The organism is Phenylobacterium kunshanense, assembly GCF_003254525.1.
Lineage (GTDB): Bacteria > Pseudomonadota > Alphaproteobacteria > Caulobacterales > Caulobacteraceae > Phenylobacterium > Phenylobacterium kunshanense.
Genome location: NZ_QFYS01000002.1, coordinates 1 through 23778, shown reverse-complemented (window position 1 = coordinate 23778; position 23778 = coordinate 1). Strand labels below are relative to the sequence as shown.

The window sequence follows — 23778 nt, the reverse complement described above, 5'->3', positions numbered from 1 at the left end:
TTAATTGGACTTCCCGGCCGGGCTTACAACCCACCTACGGGAACTTGATGCGGAAATTCGCCGGCCGGCCTCAGCGGCCGCGGCGAATCTGGGCCGACTCCTCCGCCAGGCTCTTGATCTCGCGCAGCGCCTCCTCGGCCCGTTCCATCAGGGCGTTGAAGGCCGCCTCGTTCAGGGGGCCGGAGGTCATGCTGAGGACGGTGTTGCTGTTGGCCGCGGTGATCTCGAAGGACTCGGAGAACGCGCAGCCGTCGGCGACCAGGGCGTGGGTGTAGTCGAACTTCAGCAGACGCTCGGGCTGGAAGGCGGCGACGGCGCCGCTGGCCCGCGTGCTGCCGTCGGGCGAGCGCCAGACGACGGCCTCGCCTTCGCGCCAGGAGGTGCGGATGGAGAGTCCGTCCTCGTAGGCGGCGGCCCACTCGCGGACCAGTTCGGGGTTGGTGAGAACGCGCCACACTTCCCGCGGCGGGGCGTCGATCTCGAGGGTCTTCTGCAGGGTGCGCATGGCGGCCTCGCGGACTGGGGGAGCGACCCCCGGAGAACCCTGGCCGGGGCCCTCCGGATCCGCGCCGACGCGCGCGGGGGTTGAGTCGCCAGCCTGATTACCCAACGGGTTGCGCCACTTGCGGGCTAACGAATTCAACCGTCGGGATCATGTGCAAGCGTTATGGGCGCCCCCTGCCCCCCGCGACCTGACACATTGTCGCAGTCAAGCTTAACGCGGCGGGCTAGGCCCAGGGCCCGGGCCGCCGCGCGCCGGTCACGGGGACCGCCGTGCCGCGCCGTTCCCGGTCGCGCGAGGCCATGTCGCGGGGCGCGGACGCGTTTCCGGCGAGCTGCATCAGGGCGGCGACCCGGTTGTGCGTGGCGGGGTGGGTGGAGAACAGGTTGTCGCCCTTGCCGCCGGCCAGCGGGTTGATGATGAACATGTGCGCGGTGGCCGGATTGCGCTCGGCGTCGGGGTTGAAGTAGCCGCCCCGGGCGTAGGCCTCGATCTTCTGCAGGGCCGAGGCCAGGGCCTGAGGGTCGCCCGACATCTCGGCGCCGGCGCGGTCGGCCTCGTACTCGCGGCCGCGGCTGATGGCCATCTGCACCAGCGAGGCGGCGATCGGGCCGACGATGGCGATGACGATGGCGCCGATCAGGCCGGTGGCCCGGCCCTCCTCGTCACGCCCGCCGAAGAAGAAGGCGAAGTTGGCCAGGGCGCCGATGGCGCCGGCGATGGTGGCGGTGACCGTCATGGTCAGGGTGTCGCGGTGCTTCACGTGCGCCAGTTCGTGGGCCATCACGCCGCGGATCTCGCGGCGGTCGAGCATGGCCAGCAGGCCGCGCGTGGCGGCGACCGCCGCGTGCTGCGGGTCGCGGCCGGTGGCGAAGGCGTTGGGCTGGGCCTGGTCGATCACGTAGATCTTCGGCGCCGGCATGCCCGCGCGGGCGGCGAGTTCCAGGGTGTCGTTGACGTAGTTGCGGATCAGCGGCTCGGGGTGCGAGGCGTCCACGGGCTGGGCCCGGTACATGGACAGCACGATCTTGTCGGCGTTCCAGTAGCTGATGAGGTTCATCGCGCCGGCGAGCACCAGCGCGACGACCATGCCGGTCGCGCCGCCGATCATGTAGCCCGCGCCGACGAACAGCGCCGTCAGGGCCGCGAGCAGGGTGAAGGTGCGAAGGTGGTTGCGCATGGTCCTCAGTGTGGTTCGAAACCGTGCGCGGAATATGGTGATGGTCGAGCGCGCCAGGAAGTGGCGCCCGCGCCGGCCCGGTCAGATCGCGACGGCGAGCCGCTCCTCGGGCGCGTTCATCTCGCGCAGCAGGCTTTCCATGTCGTCGGCGGGCATGGGCCGGGCGAAGTAGTAGCCCTGCATCCGGTCGCAGCCGGCCGAGCGCAGGAACAGGGCCTGGGCCTCGTGCTCCACACCCTCGGCGGTGATGCGCACGCCCAGGGCGCGGGCGGCGTGCAGCAGCGAGGCGACGAGCTTGGAGACGCGCGGGTCGCGGCCGACATCATCGATCAGCGAACGGTCCAGCTTCACCGTCTGGATCGGCAGGTGCATGAGCGCACGCAGGTTGGAATAGCCGGTGCCGAAGTCATCGAGGGCCACGTTCACGCCCTTGGCGGCCAGCCGCTCGATGTGTCGGCGGGCAAGGCCCAGGTCGCTGAGCAGGAAGGTCTCGGTGATCTCGACCGATAGCGCGGTCGCCGGCAGCGCGGTGCGGGCCAGCCGGCCGATCAGCTTGCGGGAGAAGCCGGGGTCCAGAAGGTCGCGCGGGCTGACGTTGCACGCCACCACGTCGATCAGGCCCTCGGAGACCCAGGGCGCGGCGCGGGCGCAGGCGGCCTCGAACACCGCCTCGTCGATGGCGCGGATCAGGCCCAGTTCCTCGGCCATCGGCACGAAGGCGGCGGGCGACAGCAGCCCCTGCTCGGGATGACGCCAGCGGGCCAGCACCTCGACCCCGACCATGCGGCTGGTCATGGCGTCGACGATCGGCTGGAACCAGGGCTCGATCTCGCCCGCGGGAATGGCGCGGCGCAGCTCGGCCTCGAGGGTGCGGCGGCGCTCGCTCTCGGCGCGCAGCTCGGCGTCGAACAGCGACCAGCGGCGCCCGCCGCCGGCTTTGGCCCGGTAGAGCGCCATGTCGGCGAACCGCTGCAGGTCGGCCGCGTCCTGGGCGTCCTTCGGAAACATCGCCACGCCGACGGAGCCGCCTGGGGACAGGGCCCGGCCATAGATCGTCTGCTGCTGCCCGAGGATCGCGACCAGGCGCTCGGCGCGCAGGGCCATGTCGGGATTGTCGGAGACCACCGCGAATTCGTCACCGCCGAGGCGGGCGATCAGCTCGCCGGGCTCGGCGTCCTCGCGCAGCCGCTGGCCCACCTCGGCCAGCAGCAGGTCGCCGGCATGATGGCCCAGGCTGTCGTTCAGGCTCTTGAACCGGTCGAGATCGATGACGAAGAGGGCGACGCTGGTCCCGCTTGCGCGGGCGGCCTCAAGGCGCTCGCACAGGCCGGAGGTGAAGGCGCCCCGATTGACCAGGCCGGTCAGGGAATCGGTCTGCGCGAGCCGAAGGGTCATGGCCCGTTCGGCTTCCAGCTCCGCCACACGGGCGGCCAGTTCGGCGAGACTGTTGGAAAGGGGCGGCACGTCTGGGCGGCGTCTGATGGGTCCTGATCAGACGCCAGCTTCCCCCGGATTGGGCTAACACCGGGTTGAGCGACAGGGTTTACAGACGTTAGGACGCAGGCGCCCGTGAGGCGCCCGCGCCCGGCAGATCAGACCGCGGCGCGGTTGGCGGGCGGCTCGACCGACCAGATCTTCTCGATGTTGTAGAAGCTGCGGACCTCGGGCCGGAACAGGTGCACGACCACGTCCCCGGCGTCGATCAGCACCCAGTCGGCGCTGGGCATTCCCTCGACGCGGCAGCGGCCGTAGCCGGCCTCTTTCAGCGCACGCAGCAGGTGGTCGGCCATGGCGCCGACATGCCGCTGCGAGCGGCCGGACGCCACGATCAGCCCGTCGGCGACGGGGCTCTTGCCTTTGAGGTCGATGAAGACGACGTCCTGGGCCTTGTCGTCGTCGAGCCGGGCGAGGATCAGATCCTCGATGGCGGTGTCCCGACTCTCGTCAGTGGAGGCGCCGGCGTCGGCCGGGGCCTCATGCGTCGCACTGGACGCGGATTCGCGGTTCAGCGGGGTAGCTCCTTTGATGTCCTCGCTGGCGAGACCCTAGCACACCCCGGGGCCCAGGTCAGGCGCCCTCGCGGGTCGCTCAGGCGGCAGAGCGGCGCAGGCGCTCGCGGAGCGCCGTGGAGGACTGGAAATTGAACCGCCCGAACAGGAACACCCAAGCCGGCGTCGGGCTGCCGGCCAGGCGGCTGGCCGCCTGCGAGGGGTGGCGATAGCGCGCGAACCGCTGCGCGGCCGGCGAGAAGCGGCTCTTGAGCGAGATCCAGGGCCGGGAGACCACGGCCATCGGAACCTCGTGCATGATCTGGGTCCAGCCCTTCCAGCGGTGGAAGGAGGCCAGGCTGTCGGCGCCCATGATCCAGACGAAGTGGACGCCCGGGTGGCGGGCCTTCAGCGCCCGGATGGTGTCGATGGTGTAGGCCGAGCCCAGGCGACTCTCGATCTCGGTGACGATCATGCCCGGTCCCTGGGCGATCGCGCGGGCGCCGGCGATGCGGTGGGCGAGGTCGGCCGTCTCGTGCCGGGCTTTCAGCGGGTTCTGCGGCGAGACCAGCCAGATGACGCGGTCCAGGCCCAGGCGCCGCTTGGCCGTCTCGGCCACGTGCGCGTGGCCGTCGTGGGCCGGGTTGAACGATCCGCCGTAGAGGCCGACCTTCATGCCGGGGCGGAGGGCGAAGCCCAGCCGAAGCGCCCGGGGGTGACCAGCGATCGGCGCGCGGCGCGCCGGGCCTGCGAACCACATCCGCGCGGACTCAGCCGGCGCGCGGCGGGGTGGGCGCGCCCCCGCGGTCGAGGTCGAGGTCGGCCTGTCGCACGCGGGCCCGGACGGTGAAGACGCCGTCGCCGGCCAGCACCCCGCCGCGGGCGAACAGGCGGCCGTTCTCCCAGTTGGAGAGGCCGAGCTCGGGTTTGTTGAGCGCGTACTGACCATCCACCCAGCGGGTGAAGCCGTCGCCGACGAAGGGCGCGTCGATGGTGGCGTAGAAGCGGTCGTGCGCCGCCGGATCCTCGGCGATCAGGGCCGCGGCGAAGCGCGGGCTGTAGCGGTTGAAGAGGGCGACGGCTTCGGCGGCGTCGGCGACGATCTTCAGGCTGACCTCAGGGGTCTCCTCCCACTCCCATTCCTCGCCCAGCCGGTCGTCGGCGATGGGTTCGGCCAGGGCCTCCTCTACCGGTCCCTCGGCGCGCACGACGACGCCACGCGCGGTGCGCCAGCGTTCGGGCAGGCGGTCGAAGTCGGCCTCGGCCACATGCAGCTTGCAGCCGCGGCGACGCTGGCCGGCCTTTTCCAGGGCGTCGAGGAAGACGGGGATCAGTTCATCGGCCCGGCTGGCGACGATGCAGCAGGTGTTGAGCGTGTTGCAGACCTTGCGGTCGAGCGAGTGGTAGGCGGCGGCATAGAACCGCTCGGCGTCCGCCGTCTCGTCGGCCACCATCCAGGCGCCGCCCGTGCCGTGCAGGCTGACCGGCGTGCCGGCCTGCCGGGCGATGGCGCCGAGCTGGGCGACGGCGGGGCCCGAGCCGCGCGCCACCGCCAGCGACAGGCGGCTGTCGGCGAACATCGCCCAGCCGGCGGCATGGGCGGCGGAGTCCACCAGGGTCGCCGCGCCCTGGGGCAGGCCAGACTCGGCCAGGGCGGCGTCGAGCGCCTCGGCGACGATGGCGCGGGCGGTGCCGAGCGCGTCCGAGCCGATGCGGAAGACGACGGTATTGCCGGCCCGGATCACGCCCGTCGCGTCGGCGAAGACGTTGGGACGGCCCTCGAAGACGAAACCGACGACGCCCAGGGGCGCCATGACCTGCTCCACGCTCCAGCCGGCGTGGTCCACGCGCTCGAGCACCCGGCCGCGCGGCGGCGCGGCGTCGCGCCAGGCGCGGAGGCCCGCGACCATGTCGCGGCGCATGGCGTCGGTGGCGGCGAGGCGGGTGGTGGAGCGGCCCCGTGCGCGGGCGCCTTCCACGTCGGCGGCGTTGGCGGCGGCGATGCGGGTCCAGACCCCCTCGTCCTCGAGGCGCGCGGCGAAGGCCTCGAAGAAGGCGGTGATGGCGTCGTCGGGGACTTCCCCCATCCGCGCGAAGGCGGCGGTGGCGCGGCCGACGGCCCCGGCCGCGGCGGCCTGCTCGCGGGCCGGGATATGCAGCAGGTCGCCGGTGTCCTGGACCACGACGAGACGGTCGCCGGCCCGGAATGCGGCGGCCAGCTCGGGGCTCACATGGGCGACGCGGTCGCCGCCGAACGGGATCGCCTGGCCCGGCGCCAGCGCCTCCAGCCGTCCTCCGCTCCTCGATGCGCCGCCGTCGTCCACCACGGACCTCTTATGCTCAATCTGAGCCTTACTACGCTCCCGAGGGAGGGTCGGCTACCCCGGCGCCGCTGCGTGAGCCGCCAGCGCCAGGTCATCGGCGTGGATGAGCGGGCCGGAGGTGTAGCCGAGCGCGCCTTCGATGGCGTCGGACTTCAGGCCGCAGATGCTGGCCGCATGGTCGGAGGGATAGCGCACTAGGCCCCGGGCGATCTCGCGCCCCTGGTCGTCGCGGACCACCACGGCGTCGCCCTTGTCGAAGCGGCCGTCCACGGCGCGGACGCCGGCGGCGAGCAGGCTCTTGCCCTTGCGGACCGCCTCGGCGGCGCCCTTGTCGACCACCAGCGCCCCGGCCGGGGCGAGCGAGCCGGCGATCCAGGCCTTGTAGGCGGCGTTGGGGCTGACCGCGGCCTCGATGACGGTGGTCGGCGCGCCCGCCTCGATGGCCGCGAGCGGCGAGGGGCGCTCGCCCAGCGTGATGATGGTGGCGCAGCCGGCGTGGCTGGCGATGCGGGCGGCCTCCAGCTTGGTGGCCATGCCGCCGGTGCCGACCCCGGCGCTGGCGTTGGCGCCGCCCGCCATGGCCTCGATCTCGGGCGTCAGGCGGCCGACGCGCGGGATCAGGGTGGCCGACGGGTCGCGTCGGGGGTCGGCGGTGTAGAGGCCGGCCACGTCCGACAGCAGCACCAGGGCCTCGGCGCCCACGAGCTGCGCCACGCGGGCCGACAGCCGGTCGTTGTCGCCGACGCGGATCTCCTCGGTGACGACGGTGTCGTTCTCGTTGATCACTGGGATGACACCGAAGCCGAGCAGGGTCTCGACCGTGGCGCGGGCGTTCAGCCACCGGCGCCGGACCTCGGTGTCGTCGCGGGTCAGCAGCACCTGGGCGCAGACGAACCCGAGGGGCCCCAGCGCTTCCTCCCAGGCGCGCATCAGGGCCGACTGGCCGGCGGCGGCGGCGGCCTGCTTTTCCGGCAGGGTCAGGGCGCGCTTGCCCAGGCCCATGCGGCGGCGGCCGATGGCGACGGCGCCGGACGAGACGATCAGCACCTGCTGGCCGCGGGCTCTGAGGCGCGCCACGTCGGCGGCGAAGTCGGCCAGCCAGGCGCCGTGGGCCGCGCCGTCCGGACCCACCAGGAGGGCCGAGCCGACCTTGACCACGACCCGCCGGGCGGCGGTCAGCTCATGGACCGGCGCCGTGACGGTCAAGGCGTCCACCCCTCGGGCTCGGCGCCCTCAGCCGCGACCTCGGCCTTGCGCTGGCGAACAAGAGCGAAAGCCTCGCGCAGCAGTTCGGTGACGCCCATGTTGGCCGCGCCGGACACCAGTCGGACCTTTACACCCGCGGCGGCCTCCAGCTCGGCCTTCCGCGCCTCGCGGGTCTCCTCGTCCAGGGCGTCGATCTTGTTGAGCGCCAGGATCTCGGACTTGTCCTCCAGGCCCTCGCCATAGGCTTCCAGCTCGTGGCGGACGGTGCGCCAGGCCTTGGCCACGTCCTCCTGCGTGCCGTCGACCAGGTGGATCAGGACGGCCGTGCGTTCCACGTGGCCCAGGAAGCGGGTGCCGATGCCCGCGCCCTCGCTGGCGCCCTCGATCAGGCCGGGAATGTCGGCCAGCACGAACCGCTCGCCCGCCGACAGGTCGACCATGCCGAGGTTCGGGGCCAGGGTCGTGAAGGGATAGTCGGCGATCTTGGGCCGGGCGGCGCTGGAGGCGGCCAGGAAGGTGCTCTTGCCCGCGTTGGGCAGGCCCACGAGGCCGACGTCCGCGATCAGCTTCAGCCGCAGCCAGATGGCCCGCTCCTCGCCGTCGAGCCCGGGATTGGCGTGGCGCGGCGCCTGGTTCACCGGCCCCTTGAAGTGGGTGTTGCCGAAGCCGCCATTGCCGCCCTTGCAGAGGAGGACGCGCTGGCCCGCGTGGTCCATGTCGACGATGAGCGTCTTGTCCTCGTCCAGGACCTCGGTCCCCACCGGCACCTTCAGCACCACGTCGGCGCCCGCGGCGCCGTGGCGGTTGCGGCCCATGCCATGGACGCCGGTGCCGGCCTTGAAGTGTTGCTGGTAGCGGTAGTCGATCAGGGTGTTCAGTCCCTCGACCGCCTCGATCCAGACATCGCCGCCGCGACCGCCGTCACCGCCGTCGGGGCCGCCGTATTCGATGTACTTCTCGCGCCGGAACGAGACGGCGCCGGCGCCGCCGTTGCCGCTGCGGACGTAGACTTTGACCTGATCGAGGAACTTCATCGGGATACCAATCGTACCGTCAGGGCGGCGGCCAGCGATTTGACGGCCGCGCCGGGCAGGAAGGGGACAACGCCGTCCATCAGGGCGGTCTTCGGGCTCACCATGGCCGCCAGGCCCGCCCAGCCGACGGCCAGGACGATGGCGTGGCCGGCGAGGAACAGGGCCGTGAGGGCGACCCAGCCCTTCGCCCGCTCCGCGCCCCGGCCGCAGACGTAGGCCGCGGCGACCATGCCGGCGAGGAAGCCGGCGGTGGGGCCGGTGAGCGCCTTCCAGCCGCCCGCGCCGCCCGCGAGGACGGGGAGGCCGAACGCCGCCGCCGCCAGCCAGGCCAGCACCGCCAGCGCGGCGAGCCGTCCGCCGAAGAGGCCCGCCAGGACGCAGACGACATAGGTCTGCAGGGTGATCGGCACGGGCCCGATCGGAATCGAGACGAACGAGGCGCCCCACAGGGCCACCACGCCGGCGACGACCGCCGCCGCCTGGAAGGGCGGGGCGTGCGATGCGGATTTTCCTTTGCGGGCGCCGGCGGCGGTCATGAGGGGCGGTTATCACAACTGGCGCTCAGCGCCGTCAAAAATTGGAACCACGGAAGACGCGGAAGAGAAGGCGCTGCGCGTCTGTGTCCTTCCGTGTTTTCCGTGGTTTGGACGAACTGAGGTCGGACGGGCGTCAGGCCAGCCAGACCATCTTGCGGCTCGCGACCTTGCAGTCGCGGGCCAGGCAGTCCTGGGGCTCGACGTCTCCCGTGTAGAGGAAGCCCGCCTTGATCAGCACCTGGCCAGAGGCGGGGTTGTCGGCGAAGTGCCCCGCCCAGACCACGTTGCGCCGCCAGTCGGACTTCGCCCAGCGCAGGGCGGCGGTCAGCGCCTCGGTGGCGTAGCCGCGGCCCCAGAAGGGGCGACCCAGCCAGTAGCCGACCTCGGATCGTCCCGGCTGCTTCTCGTGGAAGCCCAGCATGCCGAGGAAGCCGAAGTCGCGGTGCTCGATGGCGAAGGTCGCCTCGCGTCGCGGGTCTTCGCGGGCGATCCGCGCCAGCCCCTCCTCCGCGTGTTCGACGGCGTAGGGGTAGGGCATGCGCGCCACGTTGCCCGCTACCCCGATGTCGTTGGCGAGTTCGGCCATGGCCGGGATGTCGGCGGCCGTGGGGCCGCGCAGGATCAGCCGTTCCGTCCCGATCGCGGGCCGTATGTCGAGTGCGCACATCTTCCTACCTCCCGGCCCCTTCTGTTGGTGTGTGGGGGCCCAAAACGACAGCGGGGAGCCCGGCTGACCGGACTCCCCGCGAAAGGTCGTCTTGTGTCCGGTCCGCCTTTTTGATGGGGCGGAACCGGATCAGAGAGGTTCCGCCTATTCGGCTGCGATGACCTTCTCTTGCGCCGGGACCACCGTGGCGTAGGTGCGGTTGTTTCGCTTGGTCACGAACTTCACCGCGCCGGTGATGAGGGCAAAGAGGGTATGGTCCTTGCCCATGCCCACGCCTTCGCCCGGCCAGAACTTGGTGCCGCGCTGACGCACGATGATCGAGCCGGCGTTGATGGCTTCGCCGCCGAACTTCTTCACGCCGAGACGGCGGCCCGCGGAGTCGCGACCGTTGCGCGAGGAGCCGCCAGATTTCTTGTGAGCCATTGTGTGCTCCTACCTTTTCCTGAGGGCGGGCCGACTACTCGGCGGCGCCTTCGTCCTTCTTGGCGGCGGCCTTCTTGGCGGCCGGCTTCTTGGCGGGGGCGGCGTCCTCGGCGGCGGCGTCCGCAGCCTTCGGGGCCTTGGCCTTGGCGGCCTTCGGAGCCGGAGCGGCTTCGGCGGCGACCGCCGGGGCCTTCTTCGGCTTGTTGAGGGTCGCGAAATCGAGGCCGCGGGCGCGGGCGTCCAGCTCGGCCTTGGTCACCAGAGAGACTTCGCCGTCCCACTTGGTTTCCTTGCCGCCGGCGGTGATGCCGGTGACGCGCAGAACCGTCTCGGCCTGGCGGTGACCGCGGGTGCGGCGATAGCCCTGGCGGCGGATCTTCTTGAAGATCTTCACCTTCTCGCCCTTGCGGGTCTCGATCAGGGTGGCCGCCACAGTGGCGCCGTCGATCAGCGGAGCGCCGACCGTCACGGCCTCGCCATCGCCGAGCATCAGGACCTCGCCGAACGCGACCTTCGCGCCGGGTTCGCCTTCCAGCTTTTCGACGATCAGCAGGTCGCCGGGCTGGACCCGGTACTGCTTTCCGCCGGTCTTAATCACCGCGTACATCGTTCTCGCCTTTGTATTTCTTCTTGATTGAAAGCGTGTTCGCGCCCCCGAGGCAGGCCCGGGGACGAGGAGGCGCGGTTATACAGACGGGCCGGGGAGAGTCAACGGCGGCGCGCCATCACCGGCCCGCGGGTGCGGCGCCTGAGCGCAGCCGGCCTGCGACACCCCAACATGAGTAATGGGCGCCTGTCGCCAGGGGCGCGGCCGATCTAGCGAACGGCCATGAGCTACACCGTCTTCGGTCTTCGCGGAACGCTGGGGCGCGCCGCCAGCCATGGCACTGTCCAGGCGGTGGTCGACGAGCTCGCCAGCATGCGCGCCGCCGGGTTCGCCGATCTGCAGGTGGGACGGCCCTACAGCCCGATGATGTCCGCCGAGTGCTTCCTCGCCACGGAGACGCGCGCGCTGGACCCCGCCTGAGGGGCGCCGCCGACGTCAGTCGCAGCAGGCTTCCTGCATGTCGGCGAGGTGACCGTCGCCGCCACCGGCCGCCGGGCCGTCGATCATGGGCGGATGGGCGAGGACGCTGATGATCTCCGCCCCGCGCTCGAGGCTGCGGTGGACAGGGCAACGGTCGGCGATCTCCATCAGGCGCGCGCGCTGGACCCCGTCGAGGTCGCCATGCAGCACGATCTCGCGCGCGAAGCGGTCCCGGCCCTCCAGGCCGGTGCGGGCGTGCAGCACCCGGACCTCGGCGCGGTCGAGCGGCCAGCCCTTGCGCTCGGCATAGAGCCGAAGGGTCATCACCGTGCAGGCGCCCAGCGCGGAGGCCAGCAGGTCGTAGGGGTTGGGCCCGGAGCCGAGGCCGCCGGCCTCGACCGGTTCATCGGCCAGGAAGCTCGAGCCCGCGACCGCGACCCGCACCTGGAACCGGCCCGCGCCCGTTTCGGACACGTTGACGACGTCAGGGTCGCTGGCGGGCGCTGTCATGGTCGGATCCTCTGCGGGTAGGGGCTTCCCCAGCCTATCAGTCCGGGCGCGGGTCGCGATAAGGGTTCGGCAATCCCGGTTCGCGGTATATGCGGCGCGATCTCCGCGGAAGGGTGAAGCGGCACGTGGCGGCCTGGCGTCTCAGTCTACTCGGTCAGTGCCAGCTGCGGACGCCATCGGGCGAGCCGGTGAATTTCGCCACGCGCAAGGCCCTGGCGTTGCTGGCCTATCTGTCCCTGCAGCAAAACCGCAGGGCGTCGCGCGAGCGGCTGGCCGCGCTGTTCTGGCCCGAAGGCGATCCCGAGCAGGCGCGCTTGAACCTGCGCAAGGCGCTCTCGATGATCCGGGCGGCGAAGCCGGCCGGCGAAGCGCCGCTGATCGCCACCGAAGGCGAGCTGGTGGGCATCCCCGAGGGCGTGCTGACCACGGATGTGGACGAGCTGGATCGGCGTCTCGCGCAGTCCCCGGCGGATGCGCTCTCGACGTATGCAGGTCCGCTCCTGCAGGATTTCTCGATCCGCGGCGCGCCAGACTTCGACGATTGGGTGCTGCTCCAGGCCCAGGCGCTGCACCAGCGGGTGGTCGAGCGGGTCGTCCAGGCTCTTGATGAGGCGCTCGCGGGTGGCGCGTCCCCGGAAGCGGCCGGCGAGACCGCCCAGCGCCTCCTCGCCCTGGATCCGCTGAACGAGCGCGCGCATCGCGTGGTGATGCGCGCGCAGATCCGCCAGGGGCGCCGGGCGGCAGCCGTCCAGCATCTGAGGGGACTGGAAGACCGGTTGAGGCGCGAGCTGGGCGTCGAGCCTGACGCGGCGACGCGCAATGTCCTCAATGAACGCGAGTCGCCCGCCGCTATCGCTCCCGTGGCGCTGGAGCCCGGCGGCAGATCAAGTGACGAGGACGCCTTCCGCGCTCCCTCGAGGCGGCGGGCGCGCCTCTGGGCCTGGCTAGCGCCGGCTATCGTCCTGGCGTCCGTGGCGGCCTGGGCCGCGTGGACATGGCGCCCGGCCGATCCTCCCGAGCTCGGGGAACTGCGCTCGCTTGCCTCCGTCCGCTTCGACTACTTCCAGCCGGACCTGTCGCCCAAGGGCGACTTCGTGGCCTTCAGCTCGCGGCGGCGCGTCCCGGGCAACGCCGACATCTATATCCAGAGCGTGGCCGGCGCGGCGCCGGTCCGGATCACCACCGATCCCGCAGTCGACGAGAATCCGGCCTGGAGCCCGGATGGCGCCGCTATCGCCTTCACCCGCGTCGAGATGGCCAAGGGTTCGCCCTGCCGAGTCATCGTCGTCGGCATTCCCCGGGGACGGGAGCGCGCTGTGGGGCTCTGCCCAGGCGGGGTTCCGTCTCGCCTAGCCTGGTCCGCAGACGGCCGCTCGTTCTATCTCGGCGGCCGCGCCGGCGTCGGTCGGCCGCGCAGCCTGTTCCGCATGGATGTGGCGACGGGTGAGGCCATTCGGGTCACGACGCCTCCCGAGGGCTACTGGGGCGACGACGAGCCGGTGGTCTCGCCTGATGGCCGCCACGTGGCTTTCATGCGCCGCGTGACCTGGACCTCCGTCGGGGTCTTCGTCCTGCGCACAGACAACGGCGAGGTCCGGCCGCTGAGCGAGGAGAGGGCGCGGCTCTGGGGACTCGCCTGGGCTCCCGATGGGCGAGGCGTGTTCTTCTCGTCGAACAGGCGTGGCGATACCGGGCTCTGGTGGCTTCCCTTGAAGGGCGGTGAGGAACCGCGGCGGCTGGCCGGAGGGTTCCAGGACGTCCACGCCGTATCGACCGCCCGCCGGGCGAACTCTCTGGTGTTCGAGGCCCTCTACAATCTGAGCGACCTTCGCGTTGGGCGGTCGGGGGCGGACCGGACTGGCGTCCCAGGCCTTCCCCCGCCTCAGCCCGGCAAGTCCGACTGGTTCCCGGCGGTCGCCCCCGATGGAGCGCTCGCCTTCGTATCGGATCGGTCCGGGAGCGAGCAGCTGTGGCGGTTCGCCGATGGCGCGCTCGATCGCCTGACGGATCTGCCGGGCATCACGAGTCAGAACCCACGGTGGTCGCCGGACGGACGACAGATCGCGTTCGTGGCCGTGCGCGACGGCCGGTCCAGCCTTTACGTGGTCGGACGCGACGGCGGTCCGATCCGGGTGCTTTCCAGCGGCGCGGTGGAAGAAGGCTCGCCCGTGTGGTCGGCGGACGGCCGGCACATCTATTTCGCGTCCAGACGGTCCGGCGCCTGGCGCATCTGGCGTACGGCGGCCGACGGGACGACTCCCGCTGAGCCGGTGACGGGCGATGGGCCGCGCGCCGTGCGGCTCGGCCCGGATGGCCGGAGCCTCTTTGTGGTCATCGATGGTCGCGCCGGAATCTGGATGGCGGATTTCGCGCAGGGGCGTGTGGCCGGCTCGTGGAACCTCGTCGAGCCGACCCTTGCCTCGGACGACTGGATGAACTGGGACGTCGTTGGCGGCGCCCTCTACTACAACAGGCGGTCGACCGATGGGTCCTCGGGAGAGGTCCGCCGTCGGGACCTCGCCAGCGGCGAGGATGGGCCCGCGCCGGGCGGCGGCGACGTCCCGATGCTCGCCAGTTTCGCCGCGACACCCGACGGGCGGCTGATCCTCACCTATCGCAGCGGCGAGATGCATCTGATGAGCGCCGACCTCCGTGGGGCGGGCCGGGGCCGGCGGTAGGCCGTCAGGACGATTCTCTCGCCCGACGGGCCTTACGAGTCGCTTTTCACGCTGATTTCACGCTCCGCGCCACGGTCGCCGGATCGCCTGCCCGATACGGCTCGGCCCATCGGCAGGCCGACCGCCGTTGAGAGTCGGAGTCCGGGCAGGCGCCTCCCCGCGCGCCCGGCCAGATCCCCAAGGAGTAATCAGTGAACCTCAAGTCCATGCTCTTCGGGGCCGCGCTTGCATGCGGCCTCGTCGTCGGGAGCGCCGCCAGTGCGGCCACCATCGTGACCATGACCACCCGCGACAACGTCGAGGCCGTGACGGGCCTGACCGGCGGCACGGTCATCAACTTCGAGGATATCGCCCCGGGCGCCTACACCCAGCTCACCAAGAACGGCGTGACGTTCTCGGGCACGGGCTCGGTGTCCGTCGATTCCCAGTTTAGCGGGCAGTACAACCTGCAGGGCAAGGCGCTGAAGGGCGTCTCGAACAAGGGGATGTTCTTCGACTTCGACGCGCCGATCACCGGTTTCGGCTTCTTCTTCGGCGCCTCGGACCTGGTCTGGACGCTGGCGGCGTACGACGCGAACGACAACCTGCTCGAGACCCTCCAGATCTCCCCGACCAGGCACAACAATCTCGGCAATTTCTACGGGATCAAGGCCAATGGGATCGCCAGCGCCAGGCTGACGACCACCTCGGCCGACTACGTGGGCATCGACGATTTCCGGACGTCCACCGCGCCGCTCGTGAATCCCGGCGCAGTTCCGGAGCCGGCTTCGTGGGCCCTGATGATCCTGGGCTTCGGGGCCGCCGGCGCGCTGCTGCGGCGGAACTCGGCCTCGCGGCCGGTCGTCGCCTGAGTGTGCACGAAAAAGGCGGCCCGGATCGCTCCGGGCCGCCCGACTTCCGTAGATCCTGCGCGGATCAGTACTGCAGGCGCAGGGTCACGCCGTAGGTGCGCGGGGCGCCCAGGAAGGCGTCGTACACGCTGATGGAGTCGTTGTTCTCGTCCACTTGGTAGGGGCCGTTGAAGCCGACCTGGATGTATTCCTTGTCGAACAGGTTGTTGGCCCAGAGCTCGACCGTGACGCGCTCGTCCTCGGTGCTGAGGCCCACGCGGCCGTTCACCAGGATCATGTCGTCCTGCACCTTGGACGGATGCAGGTCGGAGCCGGTGTTGTACCGCGAGGTGTACTTGCCCGAGAGGTTCGCCTTGAACTTCATCCCGTTGCTCAGCTCGCGCTCGTAGGTGCTGGCCAGGGAGGCCGACCACATGGGCGCGAACGAAAGCTGGGCGCCCGGCAGGCGACGCAGGCTGCCGAACCGGCTCGGGTTGCTGAGATCGGCGGCCGTGAACGGCTTGATCTCGGTCTCGGCGTAGGTGACGCCGCCCTGCAGGGTCAGGCCGTCGATCGGCGGCAGGTAGATGAAGTCGAGGTCGACGCCCTTCGACACCACTTCCGGCAGGGTCTCCACGACGAAGGCCGTGCCGATGAAGGTGTTCAGCTGGAAGTCGGTGAACTTCTGATAGAAGATCGCCGCGTTCAGCAGCAGGGACCGGTCGAGCCAGCTGGTCTTGGCGCCCAGCTCGTAGCTGTCGACGAACTCACCCTTGAAGCCCGTGTCGGCGTCCGGACGGAAGTCCGGGCCCGTGGCCGTGACCACCACGAGGTTCTCGCGGTCGAGGTTGAAGCCGCCGGCCTTGTAGCCCCGCGAGTAGGACGCGTAGGTCATGATGTCGGGGTTCCAGCGGTAGGCCAGCTTGGCCGTGCCGGAGAACTCCTCCTCGGTGCTCTTCTGCGTGAAGCGGCCCAAAGCGTCGAAGTCGTTGTTCTGGGAGTTCAGGCAGAGGCCGCCGACGATGGTTGTGGCGGTGGTCGTGCCGACGAGCCGGGCGAGGTTGGCGAACGCCGCCTCACCCTGGTCGCAGGTCGAGCCCGTGGAGTTGTACTGGGCGCGCAGCTTCTTCTCGTCGCGCGTGAAGCGCAGGCCGACGGTCAGCTCGAGCTGTTCGGTGATCGCGAACGAGTTGTTCGTGAACAGGGCGAAGGTGTCGCCGTTCTGCTTGTAGCGGTCGTCCGAACCCGTGCCCGCCTGCAGCGCCGTCCCGGGGGCGATGCCGATCAGGGCCGGTACGCCGCCGAGCACGCGGCCGGCGAAGTAGGGGTAGTAGTCCGTGCCGAAGCGCAGGACCGAACGGGACTTCAGGTCTTCACCGGCGTAGAAGCCGCCGACGAGCCAGTTCAGCTTGCCGTCCATGGCCTCGCCCGCCAGGCGCAGTTCCTGGCTGATCTGGCCGAACTCGACGAAGTTGGAGCCGTCGGAGGGCCGGTAGGCGATGTCGGCGGCGGTGAAGTCGCTGTCCTGGCCGGTTTCCGAGCGCCAGTTGCGGACCGCGGTGATCGAGGTCAGCTTCAGGCCATCGCCCAGGTCCCAGTTCAGCTCGGCCGAGACGCCCATGTCCTCGACGTCCTGGCTGGTCGCGCGGTTGGCGTAGCCCTGGCGGTCGAACGGGGTCGACGTGGTGTCGAGCGAGCCCGGACGCACGGCGTTGATGAAGTTGGCGCGGCTGTTGGCGGCCTGGCCGACCGACAGCTGGGTGCCGACGCAGCAGTTCTCGTCGCGCTTGGTGTAGTCGGCGATGAAGCGGATGGTCACGTCGTCGGTGGCGTCGACGTCCAGCATGCCGCGGACGGTGTAGAAGTTCTGGTCGTTGTCGCGCGTCTTGGTGCGCGGGCCGGGGCCGGTGATGATGTTCTGGTAGCCGTCACGCTGGCGCGTGCCGACGAAGATGCGGCCGGCGGCCTTGTCGCCCAGCGGACCGCTGACCGAGGCGGTCAGGCCCATCTGGTCGTAGTTGCCGTAGGTCGCTTCGCCCTGGGCGGTGAAGTCGCGGGTCGGGCCGGCGGTGACGACGTTGATCACGCCCGCCGAGGTGTTCTTGCCGAACAGGGTTCCTTGCGGACCCTTCAGCACCTCGATGCGGCTCACCTGGCCGAGGTCGCCGAACGACACGCCGTTGCGGGGGCGGTAGACGCCGTCGATCACCACGCCGACCGAGGATTCCAGGCCGGGGTTGTCGCCGACCGTGCCGACGCCGCGCACGCGGGCGGTCACGACGGTCTCGCTCGAGGTGGAGGTGACGGTCAGGCCGGGCGTCAGCACGGTCAGGTCGCGGATGTCCTTCACGCCCGCGTCCTGCAGCAGCTCGCCGCTGACGGAGGTGACCACGATCGGCACGTCCTGGAGGCGCTGCTCACGCTTCTGGGCGGTGACGACGATTTCCTGGATCTCGCGGCCGGTGTCTTCCTGGGCGGCGGCGTCCTGGGCGGATGCGGCGGACGCGAACGCGCTCGCGAGCACCACGGCGAGCGCCGTCGTGCGATACAGCATTTGGGATTTCATCTCGGTTCCTTCTCCCGGGGCGGCCGGTTTATGGGGAGGTCCGACCTGCTCCGATGGCGCGCCGGCTACGCGCGCGATCCCTTATGTGCAAAGGGATTGCGACGTTCTTCGAACCGCTTTTCGACAGTGTTGCCGGAAGGTCACGTTTCCGTCCCGCCTTGACACGTCCGAGGGCGGCGCGCGCAGTTTTGACAGAACATGAGGTGGGGAATGCGAGTTGGACTGGCGATCATGGCCGCGGGGCTGCTCGTGGCGGCGTGCTCGGGCCGCGAACCGGAAAAGGCCTCGGAGACCGCCGTGGCGCCGAAAGCCCCTCCGGCCGCGGCGCCCGTTCTGACGCCACCGGTCCCCCCGCCCGGGGCGGAAGCGGTCGACCTGGCCCTGAAGGCTGCGCAGGAATTCAACGTGGCGGCGCCGGCCGAACTGGCCGCCATCGCCGAGATCGAGGCGAAGTACGCGCCCGCCGCGCGGCGCGCGCTGGCGGCCGCGAGGACCGGGGACAGCCGGGCGATCCGGCGGCCGATCGAAGACGCCAACGCCGCGCGGAAGGCCATGGAGGCTCGCCTTGCCGCGTACCGCGCCGCGTCGGAGGCCTTGAGCGCCCAGGTGACCGCGGCCAGCGAGGCCTGCGCCGCGACGCCGGAGCTCACGGGGTATGCCGGGTGCGTCGCGCTGGCGACCGAGCAGACGACGCTGACGGGCGCCCTCGATTCCATCACCCAGCGCTTCGAGGCGGCCGAGGCGGCGTGGCGCCAGGAACGGACCCGCCTGGACGAGGCCGCCGCGACCGTCGCGCTGGAGCTTTAGCGGCGCCAGTAGCCCCGCTGTTCGTCCCAGACACCGTAGCGCGGGTCGTAGGGGTAGCCGCCGAAGCCGTAGCCGCAGGGATCGTCCTTCTTGCCGACCTGGCTGCCGATCAGTCCGCCGGCGATAGCGCCGATGGCGGCTCCGGTCTTGTCGTCCTTGGCGATGGCGGCCCCGGCCGCGGCGCCCAGGACGGCGCCCGCCGCGATGGCGGCCGCGCGGTTGCGCTCGTAGTCGCGCTGGCACGCTGAGACCCAGTCGTCGCCGTAGCTGGTGGTGGCGCAGCCGCCGAGGGATCCCGCCGCGAGGGCGCCGACGACGATCAGGGGAACGAGACGCATGGCTTCCTCCGCCGAGCTGTTACGGCACAGCTAACGCGCGGCGAGGAACGGCGTTCCGCGGTGGGGAACTTGGCCCCCCGGGCGCTCTTGAAGTGACGTAACGGCGCCCTACATGAGATCCGATCGCGCTCGGCTCCCCAGCCCCCTCCCAGGACCGAGCGACGGGTGTGCGGCCCTGGCGCCTTAGATGGCCGCCGGGGCCGCCTTCGTTTCGGGTCTACGATGCGGGTTTCACCCCGCCGCGCTCGAAGGTCCCGGCCGCGCCGGGGAAGACCACCGGGGTCTCGTGGCCGTCCGCGCCGATCGCGCTGAGGCCAAAGAACCAGTCGTCGATATTGACCGCCTTCAACACCGCCTGCCCTGTCGGCGGGACCACGCGGGAATAGGTCCACTGCGGGTCGGTCGTGCGGCGCCACCAGACGCGGTAGGCGGCCGCATCCGGCGCCGGTTTCCACTTCACGGTGGTGTCCGGGCTGACCGCGCCGGCGATCTCCACGCCCGTAGGCGGAGCCGGCGCGAGGGCGAGGGCCGCCATGGCCACGACGTTCAGCCGGGTCACCTGGGCGAGATAGGGGAAGTCGACGCCCTCGATGACATCGCCATAGCGGATGCCGTTCTCGGTGCGCAGGTCCTGGTGCTGGCGGGTGTAGTTCTCGGTGGACTCGGTGATGCGCACGGCGGGATAGCCCGCGCGCAGCAGCTCCACCTGGTCGCCGCCGCGGCCGAAGCGGTCGGTGCGGTAGACCATCACCACGTCGAGGTTGGTCAGGTACCGGTCGGCGAGCACGTCGAGGTAGCGGGCGAGGTTGCGCGATGGGCTGTCGACCTCGCCGCCATTGTAGCGCCGGCGGTTGGCCTCCTCGGGCGTCTCGGTCGAGCGGGTGCCCTCCGAGAAGACGCGGACGTGGGTGTTGTCGCGGACGCCGGACATCCCCTCGGTGTTGCCGATGATGTCGTTGTTGAGGTCGGCCTCGACCCGCCAGCCCTTGGCGCTCAGCCAGTCGGCCAGGATCTTGCCGCCCAGTAGGCCCTGCTCCTCGCCCGCCAGCGCGGCGAAGACGAGGGTGGCGGGAAACTGCTGCTTGCAGAGGATGCGCGCGGCTTCGATGACCGCCGCCGTGCCCGAGCCGTCGTCGTTAGCGCCGGGGGCGTCCGAGGTGAAGTCCTTCGGATCGGTGACCCGGCTGTCGTAGTGGCCCGAGATGACGATCACCCGGCCGGGGTCGCTCGTTCCCGGCAGGACTCCGACGACGTTGACCACTTCGGTCGGGCCGGCGAGGCGCTCGGCGGTCATGATCCGCGACGGCGTCTCGACCTGGAGCCGGCCGCCGCAGTCCTTGGAGGCGGCCTGCATCTCGGCGGCGATCCAGCGGCGGGCGGCGCCGATGCCGCGCTTGTCCGACTTCGTGTCCGAACCGGTGTGGCGGGTGCCGAACGAGACCAGCTTCTGGATCGTGGCCCGCTGGCGGGTTTCCGAGACCTGGCCGGCCAGGTCCTTCAGCACGGCGTGCTCGCCGCCAACCGATTGGGGGCTGGCCGACTGGGCATAGGCGGCGGATGACGCAAGGAGAGCGACAGTGGCGAGGAGGGCGATGCGCATGGCGCGGGACCTTGCCCCCGGCCGCGGTTCGTCGCAATACGCCGCGCATGAAGGCGGTCCCCCAATCGGGGGCCAAGAGGGAACTGGGGTGTGAAGCCCCGGCTGTGCCCGCAACTGTAAGCGGCGAGGGCCGCGTCCGATCCTCCGCGTCGATGGAGGACGCCACTGGAAACCCACGAGTGGGGTGGCCGGGAAGGCGAGGGGCGCGAACCCCGTGACCCGCAAGCCAGGAGACCTGCCGTCTTCGATCGTCGCTCGTCCGTGGCCCGGGACCAGGCCAAGGACCGGCAGAGCCGTGAAAGCCGCTCTGACGTCGCAGCGACTCCTGAACGGAGGCTGTAGACCTATGCGTACTCTTCTTCTGACCACGGCGGCCCTGGCGGCCGTCGCCACCGGGGCGCAGGCCGCCACCGCGGTGGACGAGGTGATCGTCACCGCCGCGCGCCTGCCCACCGATCCGAAGGTGATCACCGGCGCCCACGTGATCGACCGCGCCGAGATCGAGGCCCGGAACCTGCCGTTCGCGGCGGATCTGCTCTCGACCGTGCCGGGCGTCGGCGTCGCGCGGACAGGGGCGTTCGGCGGGACCGGCGCGATCCGCATCCGCGGCGCCTCGGCAGACAAGACCCTGGTGCTGGTGGACGGCGTGCCGGTGGGCGACGCCTCGGACCCCAGCGGGACCTATGACGTGGGCGCGCTGCAGACGGCGGACCTGGAGCGGGTCGAGGTGCTGTCGGGGCCGCAGGGCTCGCTGTGGGGCTCGGAGGCGATCGGCGGCGTCGTGAGCTTCAACACCCGCGCGCTGGACGGACTTCGTGCCGACCTGGAGGCCGGGTCGTATGGCACGGTCCGCGGCTTCGCGGGCGTCGGCCGTTCGGAGGAGGTCTATGCTGTCAGCGCCAGCGTGGCCGCCTTCCGCGCGGACGGGATCTCGAAGGCCGACACCGGCACGGAGAAGGACGGCCTGGAGAGCTTGAACGCCAACCTCTCGGGCCGTCTCCGGGTCTCGGAGGCCGTGCGGCTGGACGGACGTATCCGCTATTCCTGGTTCGACGCCGAGACCGACGGCTTCGCGCCGCCGACCTTCGCGCTGGGCGACACCGACAGCCGGGCCAAGAGTCGGACCTGGCAGGGGTTCGCGCGGGCGACGGTCGATGCGTTCGGCCTGACACACGAGGTCAGCATCAGCGCCTACGACCTGCATCGGCGCAGCCTGTCGTCGTTCCCGGCCAGCTTCGACGCCGACCGCCAGGTGCTGCGCTGGACGGCCGCGCGCGGGGACCGTTTCATCGCTGGAGTCGAGCGCCAGGAAAGCGGGGCGGACCTCTCGTCGGGCGCGAGCCTCGATCTCTCCAACACCGCAGTGTTCGCGGTGGGCCGCGTGGACGCCGGGCCGCTGACCCTGACCGGCAGCGTGCGGCACGACGATCCCGAGGCGTATGCGTCGAAGACGACTGGACGGCTGGCGGCGGCGGCCAAGCTGGGCGCAGGCTTCACGGCGGTGGCGTCGGCGGGGACGGGCTTCAAGACGCCCACGATCAGCCAGGCGGTTTGCGACTTCTGCTTCGCGCCGCCGGTTCCGCTGAAGCCTGAACGGGCCGAGGGCTACGACCTGCGGCTGGGCTGGGCCAATGACCGGATCTCGACGGCGGTGACGGCCTACCGGCTGCTCGTGCGCGACCAGATCGCCTATGTGGCCAGCCGCTACATCAACATCGCCAAGACCAGCTCCAGCGGCCTCGAAGCCGAGTTCGACGCGCAGCTCTCCGACTCGCTGCGGCTGAAGCTGGCCTATGCCTGGACCGATGCTGTCGACCGGTCCACCGACCGCAGCCTGCTGCGCGTGCCCGATCATTCCGGCTCGGCGGCGCTGTTCTGGTCCGAGGGCGCCTGGAGCGGGGCGGTCACCGTGCGCGGCGAGTCGAGCCAGTCGGACACGGCCCGCGACGGCTTCAGCCGCGCGCGGCGGGACGGGTTCGTGACGGCCGACGTCTCGGGCGCCTATGCGGTGAACGAGCAGGTCAGCCTGACCGCGCGGGTCGAGAACCTGACCGACCGCCGCTACCAGGAGGTGCTGGGCTACCGGGAGACGGGCCTTGCCGCCTACGTCGGCGTGCGGTTCAGGAACTGAGGTCGACGCCCGGGGGGGAGCGCCGTCCGCTCCCCCCCGATCGGCGGCGGGGTCCTGACGTCCGGCCACGGCGCGGCCTATACACGGACCGCGCAGCAGGAGGAGCCAGGATGAGCGGCATCGGCGGATCGACAGCGGAACGCGAACTTTCCGAGCTGAAGCCGTGGGCGAACCCGGCGCCTGCGATCACGGTGGAGGAACGCCGCGCCCGGATCGCCAAGGCCCAGCGGCTGATGGGCGATCTGGGGGTCGACGCGCTGATCGTCGGGGCCGGCGCCTCGCTGCGCTACTTCACCGGCGTCGCCTGGGGGGCGACCGAGCGGCTGGTGGCGATGCTGCTGCCGCGCGAGGGCGGGCCGGTGATGGTCTGTCCGCGGTTCGAGGAAGGGTCGCTCAAGGCTGGGATGGCCTTCGAGGCGCCGCTCCGCCTGTGGGAGGAGCACGAGAACCCCTATGCGCTGGCGGCCGCGTTGCTGGCCGAATGGGGCGCCAAGTCCCTGGCGATCGACCCGGCCCTGGCCTTCTTCATGTTCGACGGCCTGCGGGCGTCGGCGCCCGGCGTGGAGATGCGCAGCGGCGCGCCGGTGGTCGACGGCTGCCGGATGATCAAGTCGGCGGCCGAGCTGGCCCTGATGTCCCAGGCCAAGGCCATGACGCTGGAGGTTCACCGCCGGGCGGCGCGGATCCTGCGGGCGGGAATCACCACGGGCGAGGTGCGGCGCTTCATCGACCAGGCGCACCGGGCGCTGGGCGCGGACAACGGCAGCTCGTTCTGCGCCGTGCAGTTCGGTGAGGCCTCGGCCTATCCGCACGGCCTGCCGGGCGAACAGTCCCTGAAGGACGGCGACCTGGTGCTGATCGACACCGGCTGCCAGGTGCAGGGGTACAACTCGGACATCACCCGCACCTACGTCTTCGGAACGCCGACGCAGGAGATGGTCCGCGTCTGGGCGGTGGAGAAGAAGGCCCAGGCGGCGGCGTTCGCGGCGGTGAAGCCGGGCGTACCGTGCGAGGAGATCGACGCGGTGGCGCGCCGGGTGCTGGCGGCCGAGGGCTTCAGCCCGGACTACGACCTGCCGGGCCTGCCCCACAGGACGGGCCATGGCATCGGCCTGTCCATCCACGAGGCGCCGTACCTGGTGCGCGGCGACCGGACGCCGCTCGCGCCCGGCATGTGTTTCTCGAACGAGCCGATGATCGTGATTCCCGGGACGTTCGGCGTGCGGCTGGAAGACCACTTCCACGTCACGGAGGATGGCGCGGCCTGGTTCACCGAGCCGCAGGTCAGCCTGGAGAAGCCGTTCGGCTAGGGTCTGTACTCATAACCCTTGCTGAGTGGGGCGACGCTTGATTCAAGGCTACCGAAAGGAGCCTTGGTATGGCGCGTTACGATCTGAGCGAGGCGGAGTGGCGGCTGATCGAGCCGTTGTT

General features: G+C 71.0%; 22 protein-coding genes and 1 riboswitch. Of the genes, 6 read left to right on the top strand and 16 right to left on the bottom strand.

Going from position 1 to position 23778, the window contains the following annotated elements; translation table 11 throughout:
• Positions 1 to 70: 70 nt before the first annotated feature.
• The 12 genes from DJ019_RS04390 to rplU form a co-directional block, all read right to left on the bottom strand.
• Positions 71 to 505 (bottom strand): SRPBCC family protein, encoded by a 435-nt coding sequence (locus DJ019_RS04390; protein WP_111274795.1) that lies wholly within the window; start codon positions 503 to 505, stop codon positions 71 to 73.
• A gap of 223 nt (positions 506 to 728) precedes the next feature.
• Entirely contained in the window at positions 729 to 1682 is a 954-nt protein-coding gene (gene htpX, locus DJ019_RS04385; RefSeq protein ID WP_111274794.1) for a zinc metalloprotease HtpX, read from the bottom strand.
• Positions 1683 to 1763: 81 nt separating this feature from the next.
• Positions 1764 to 3146 carry a putative bifunctional diguanylate cyclase/phosphodiesterase gene (locus DJ019_RS04380; RefSeq protein WP_111274793.1) on the bottom strand — a complete coding sequence of 461 codons (1383 nt, stop codon included), beginning with the start codon at positions 3144 to 3146 and terminating at the stop codon, positions 1764 to 1766.
• Between the two features lie 128 nt (positions 3147 to 3274).
• The gene (gene rsfS / locus DJ019_RS04375; protein WP_111274792.1) at positions 3275 to 3691 is read right to left on the bottom strand and encodes a ribosome silencing factor; all 417 of its coding nucleotides are present in this window, start codon (positions 3689 to 3691) and stop codon (positions 3275 to 3277) included.
• 79 nt (positions 3692 to 3770) lie between these two features.
• On the bottom strand, positions 3771 to 4430 hold the full coding sequence (locus DJ019_RS04370) for a nicotinate-nucleotide adenylyltransferase (protein WP_111274791.1): 660 nt from the start codon (positions 4428 to 4430) through the stop codon (positions 3771 to 3773).
• Positions 4431 to 4440: 10 nt separating this feature from the next.
• Complete coding sequence (locus DJ019_RS04365; protein WP_240606368.1) at positions 4441 to 5994, bottom strand: aldehyde dehydrogenase family protein; 1554 nt, start codon at positions 5992 to 5994, stop codon at positions 4441 to 4443.
• A gap of 54 nt (positions 5995 to 6048) precedes the next feature.
• Complete coding sequence (gene proB / locus DJ019_RS04360) at positions 6049 to 7200, bottom strand: glutamate 5-kinase (protein ID WP_240606367.1); 1152 nt, start codon at positions 7198 to 7200, stop codon at positions 6049 to 6051.
• Positions 7197 to 8234, bottom strand: coding sequence for a GTPase ObgE (gene obgE, locus DJ019_RS04355; protein WP_111274789.1), 1038 nt, complete (start codon positions 8232 to 8234; stop codon positions 7197 to 7199). Before obgE ends, proB begins: the two co-directional genes overlap by 4 nt.
• Positions 8231 to 8770 carry a biotin transporter BioY gene (locus DJ019_RS04350; RefSeq protein ID WP_111274788.1) on the bottom strand — a complete coding sequence of 180 codons (540 nt, stop codon included), beginning with the start codon at positions 8768 to 8770 and terminating at the stop codon, positions 8231 to 8233. Before DJ019_RS04350 ends, obgE begins: the two co-directional genes overlap by 4 nt.
• A gap of 133 nt (positions 8771 to 8903) precedes the next feature.
• Entirely contained in the window at positions 8904 to 9437 is a 534-nt protein-coding gene (locus DJ019_RS04345) for a GNAT family N-acetyltransferase (RefSeq protein WP_111274787.1), read from the bottom strand.
• A gap of 144 nt (positions 9438 to 9581) precedes the next feature.
• Complete coding sequence (gene rpmA / locus DJ019_RS04340; RefSeq protein WP_111274786.1) at positions 9582 to 9860, bottom strand: 50S ribosomal protein L27; 279 nt, start codon at positions 9858 to 9860, stop codon at positions 9582 to 9584.
• A gap of 34 nt (positions 9861 to 9894) precedes the next feature.
• The gene (rplU, locus tag DJ019_RS04335) at positions 9895 to 10467 is read right to left on the bottom strand and encodes a 50S ribosomal protein L21 (RefSeq protein ID WP_111274785.1); all 573 of its coding nucleotides are present in this window, start codon (positions 10465 to 10467) and stop codon (positions 9895 to 9897) included.
• A 222-nt stretch (positions 10468 to 10689) separates the two neighbouring features.
• On the opposite strand from rplU, the gene DJ019_RS04330 reads away from it, so the two are divergent.
• On the top strand, positions 10690 to 10887 hold the full coding sequence (locus tag DJ019_RS04330) for a hypothetical protein (protein ID WP_111274784.1): 198 nt from the start codon (positions 10690 to 10692) through the stop codon (positions 10885 to 10887).
• Positions 10888 to 10902: 15 nt separating this feature from the next.
• On the opposite strand, the gene DJ019_RS04325 is transcribed toward DJ019_RS04330, so the two are convergent.
• Positions 10903 to 11397, bottom strand: coding sequence for an OsmC family protein (locus DJ019_RS04325; RefSeq protein ID WP_111274783.1), 495 nt, complete (start codon positions 11395 to 11397; stop codon positions 10903 to 10905).
• 125 nt (positions 11398 to 11522) lie between these two features.
• Between DJ019_RS04325 and DJ019_RS04320 the strand changes: the two genes are divergently transcribed.
• Entirely contained in the window at positions 11523 to 14075 is a 2553-nt protein-coding gene (locus DJ019_RS04320; RefSeq protein ID WP_165843893.1) for an LpqB family beta-propeller domain-containing protein, read from the top strand.
• Positions 14076 to 14266: 191 nt separating this feature from the next.
• On the top strand, positions 14267 to 14926 hold the full coding sequence (locus DJ019_RS04315; protein WP_111274781.1) for a PEPxxWA-CTERM sorting domain-containing protein: 660 nt from the start codon (positions 14267 to 14269) through the stop codon (positions 14924 to 14926).
• Between the two features lie 64 nt (positions 14927 to 14990).
• Here DJ019_RS04315 and DJ019_RS04310 read toward each other — a convergent pair whose 3' ends face one another.
• On the bottom strand, positions 14991 to 17471 hold the full coding sequence (locus tag DJ019_RS04310; protein ID WP_111274780.1) for a TonB-dependent receptor: 2481 nt from the start codon (positions 17469 to 17471) through the stop codon (positions 14991 to 14993).
• 210 nt (positions 17472 to 17681) lie between these two features.
• Between DJ019_RS04310 and DJ019_RS04305 the strand changes: the two genes are divergently transcribed.
• Positions 17682 to 18278 (top strand): hypothetical protein, encoded by a 597-nt coding sequence (locus tag DJ019_RS04305; protein ID WP_111274779.1) that lies wholly within the window; start codon positions 17682 to 17684, stop codon positions 18276 to 18278.
• On the opposite strand, the gene DJ019_RS04300 is transcribed toward DJ019_RS04305, so the two are convergent.
• Both DJ019_RS04300 and DJ019_RS04295 read right to left on the bottom strand, forming a co-directional pair.
• Entirely contained in the window at positions 18275 to 18616 is a 342-nt protein-coding gene (locus tag DJ019_RS04300; RefSeq protein ID WP_205854084.1) for a glycine zipper domain-containing protein, read from the bottom strand. The two genes, DJ019_RS04305 and DJ019_RS04300, sit on opposite strands and share 4 nt — an antisense overlap.
• A gap of 217 nt (positions 18617 to 18833) precedes the next feature.
• Complete coding sequence (locus DJ019_RS04295) at positions 18834 to 20216, bottom strand: M20/M25/M40 family metallo-hydrolase (protein WP_111274778.1); 1383 nt, start codon at positions 20214 to 20216, stop codon at positions 18834 to 18836.
• Between the two features lie 37 nt (positions 20217 to 20253).
• Positions 20254 to 20473, top strand: a riboswitch (cobalamin riboswitch).
• A gap of 89 nt (positions 20474 to 20562) precedes the next feature.
• Between DJ019_RS04295 and DJ019_RS04290 the strand changes: the two genes are divergently transcribed.
• Both DJ019_RS04290 and DJ019_RS04285 read left to right on the top strand, forming a co-directional pair.
• Positions 20563 to 22347 carry a TonB-dependent receptor plug domain-containing protein gene (locus tag DJ019_RS04290; protein WP_111274777.1) on the top strand — a complete coding sequence of 595 codons (1785 nt, stop codon included), beginning with the start codon at positions 20563 to 20565 and terminating at the stop codon, positions 22345 to 22347.
• Positions 22348 to 22457: 110 nt separating this feature from the next.
• On the top strand, positions 22458 to 23657 hold the full coding sequence (locus tag DJ019_RS04285; protein ID WP_111274776.1) for a M24 family metallopeptidase: 1200 nt from the start codon (positions 22458 to 22460) through the stop codon (positions 23655 to 23657).
• The last annotated feature ends 121 nt before the right edge of the window (positions 23658 to 23778 follow it).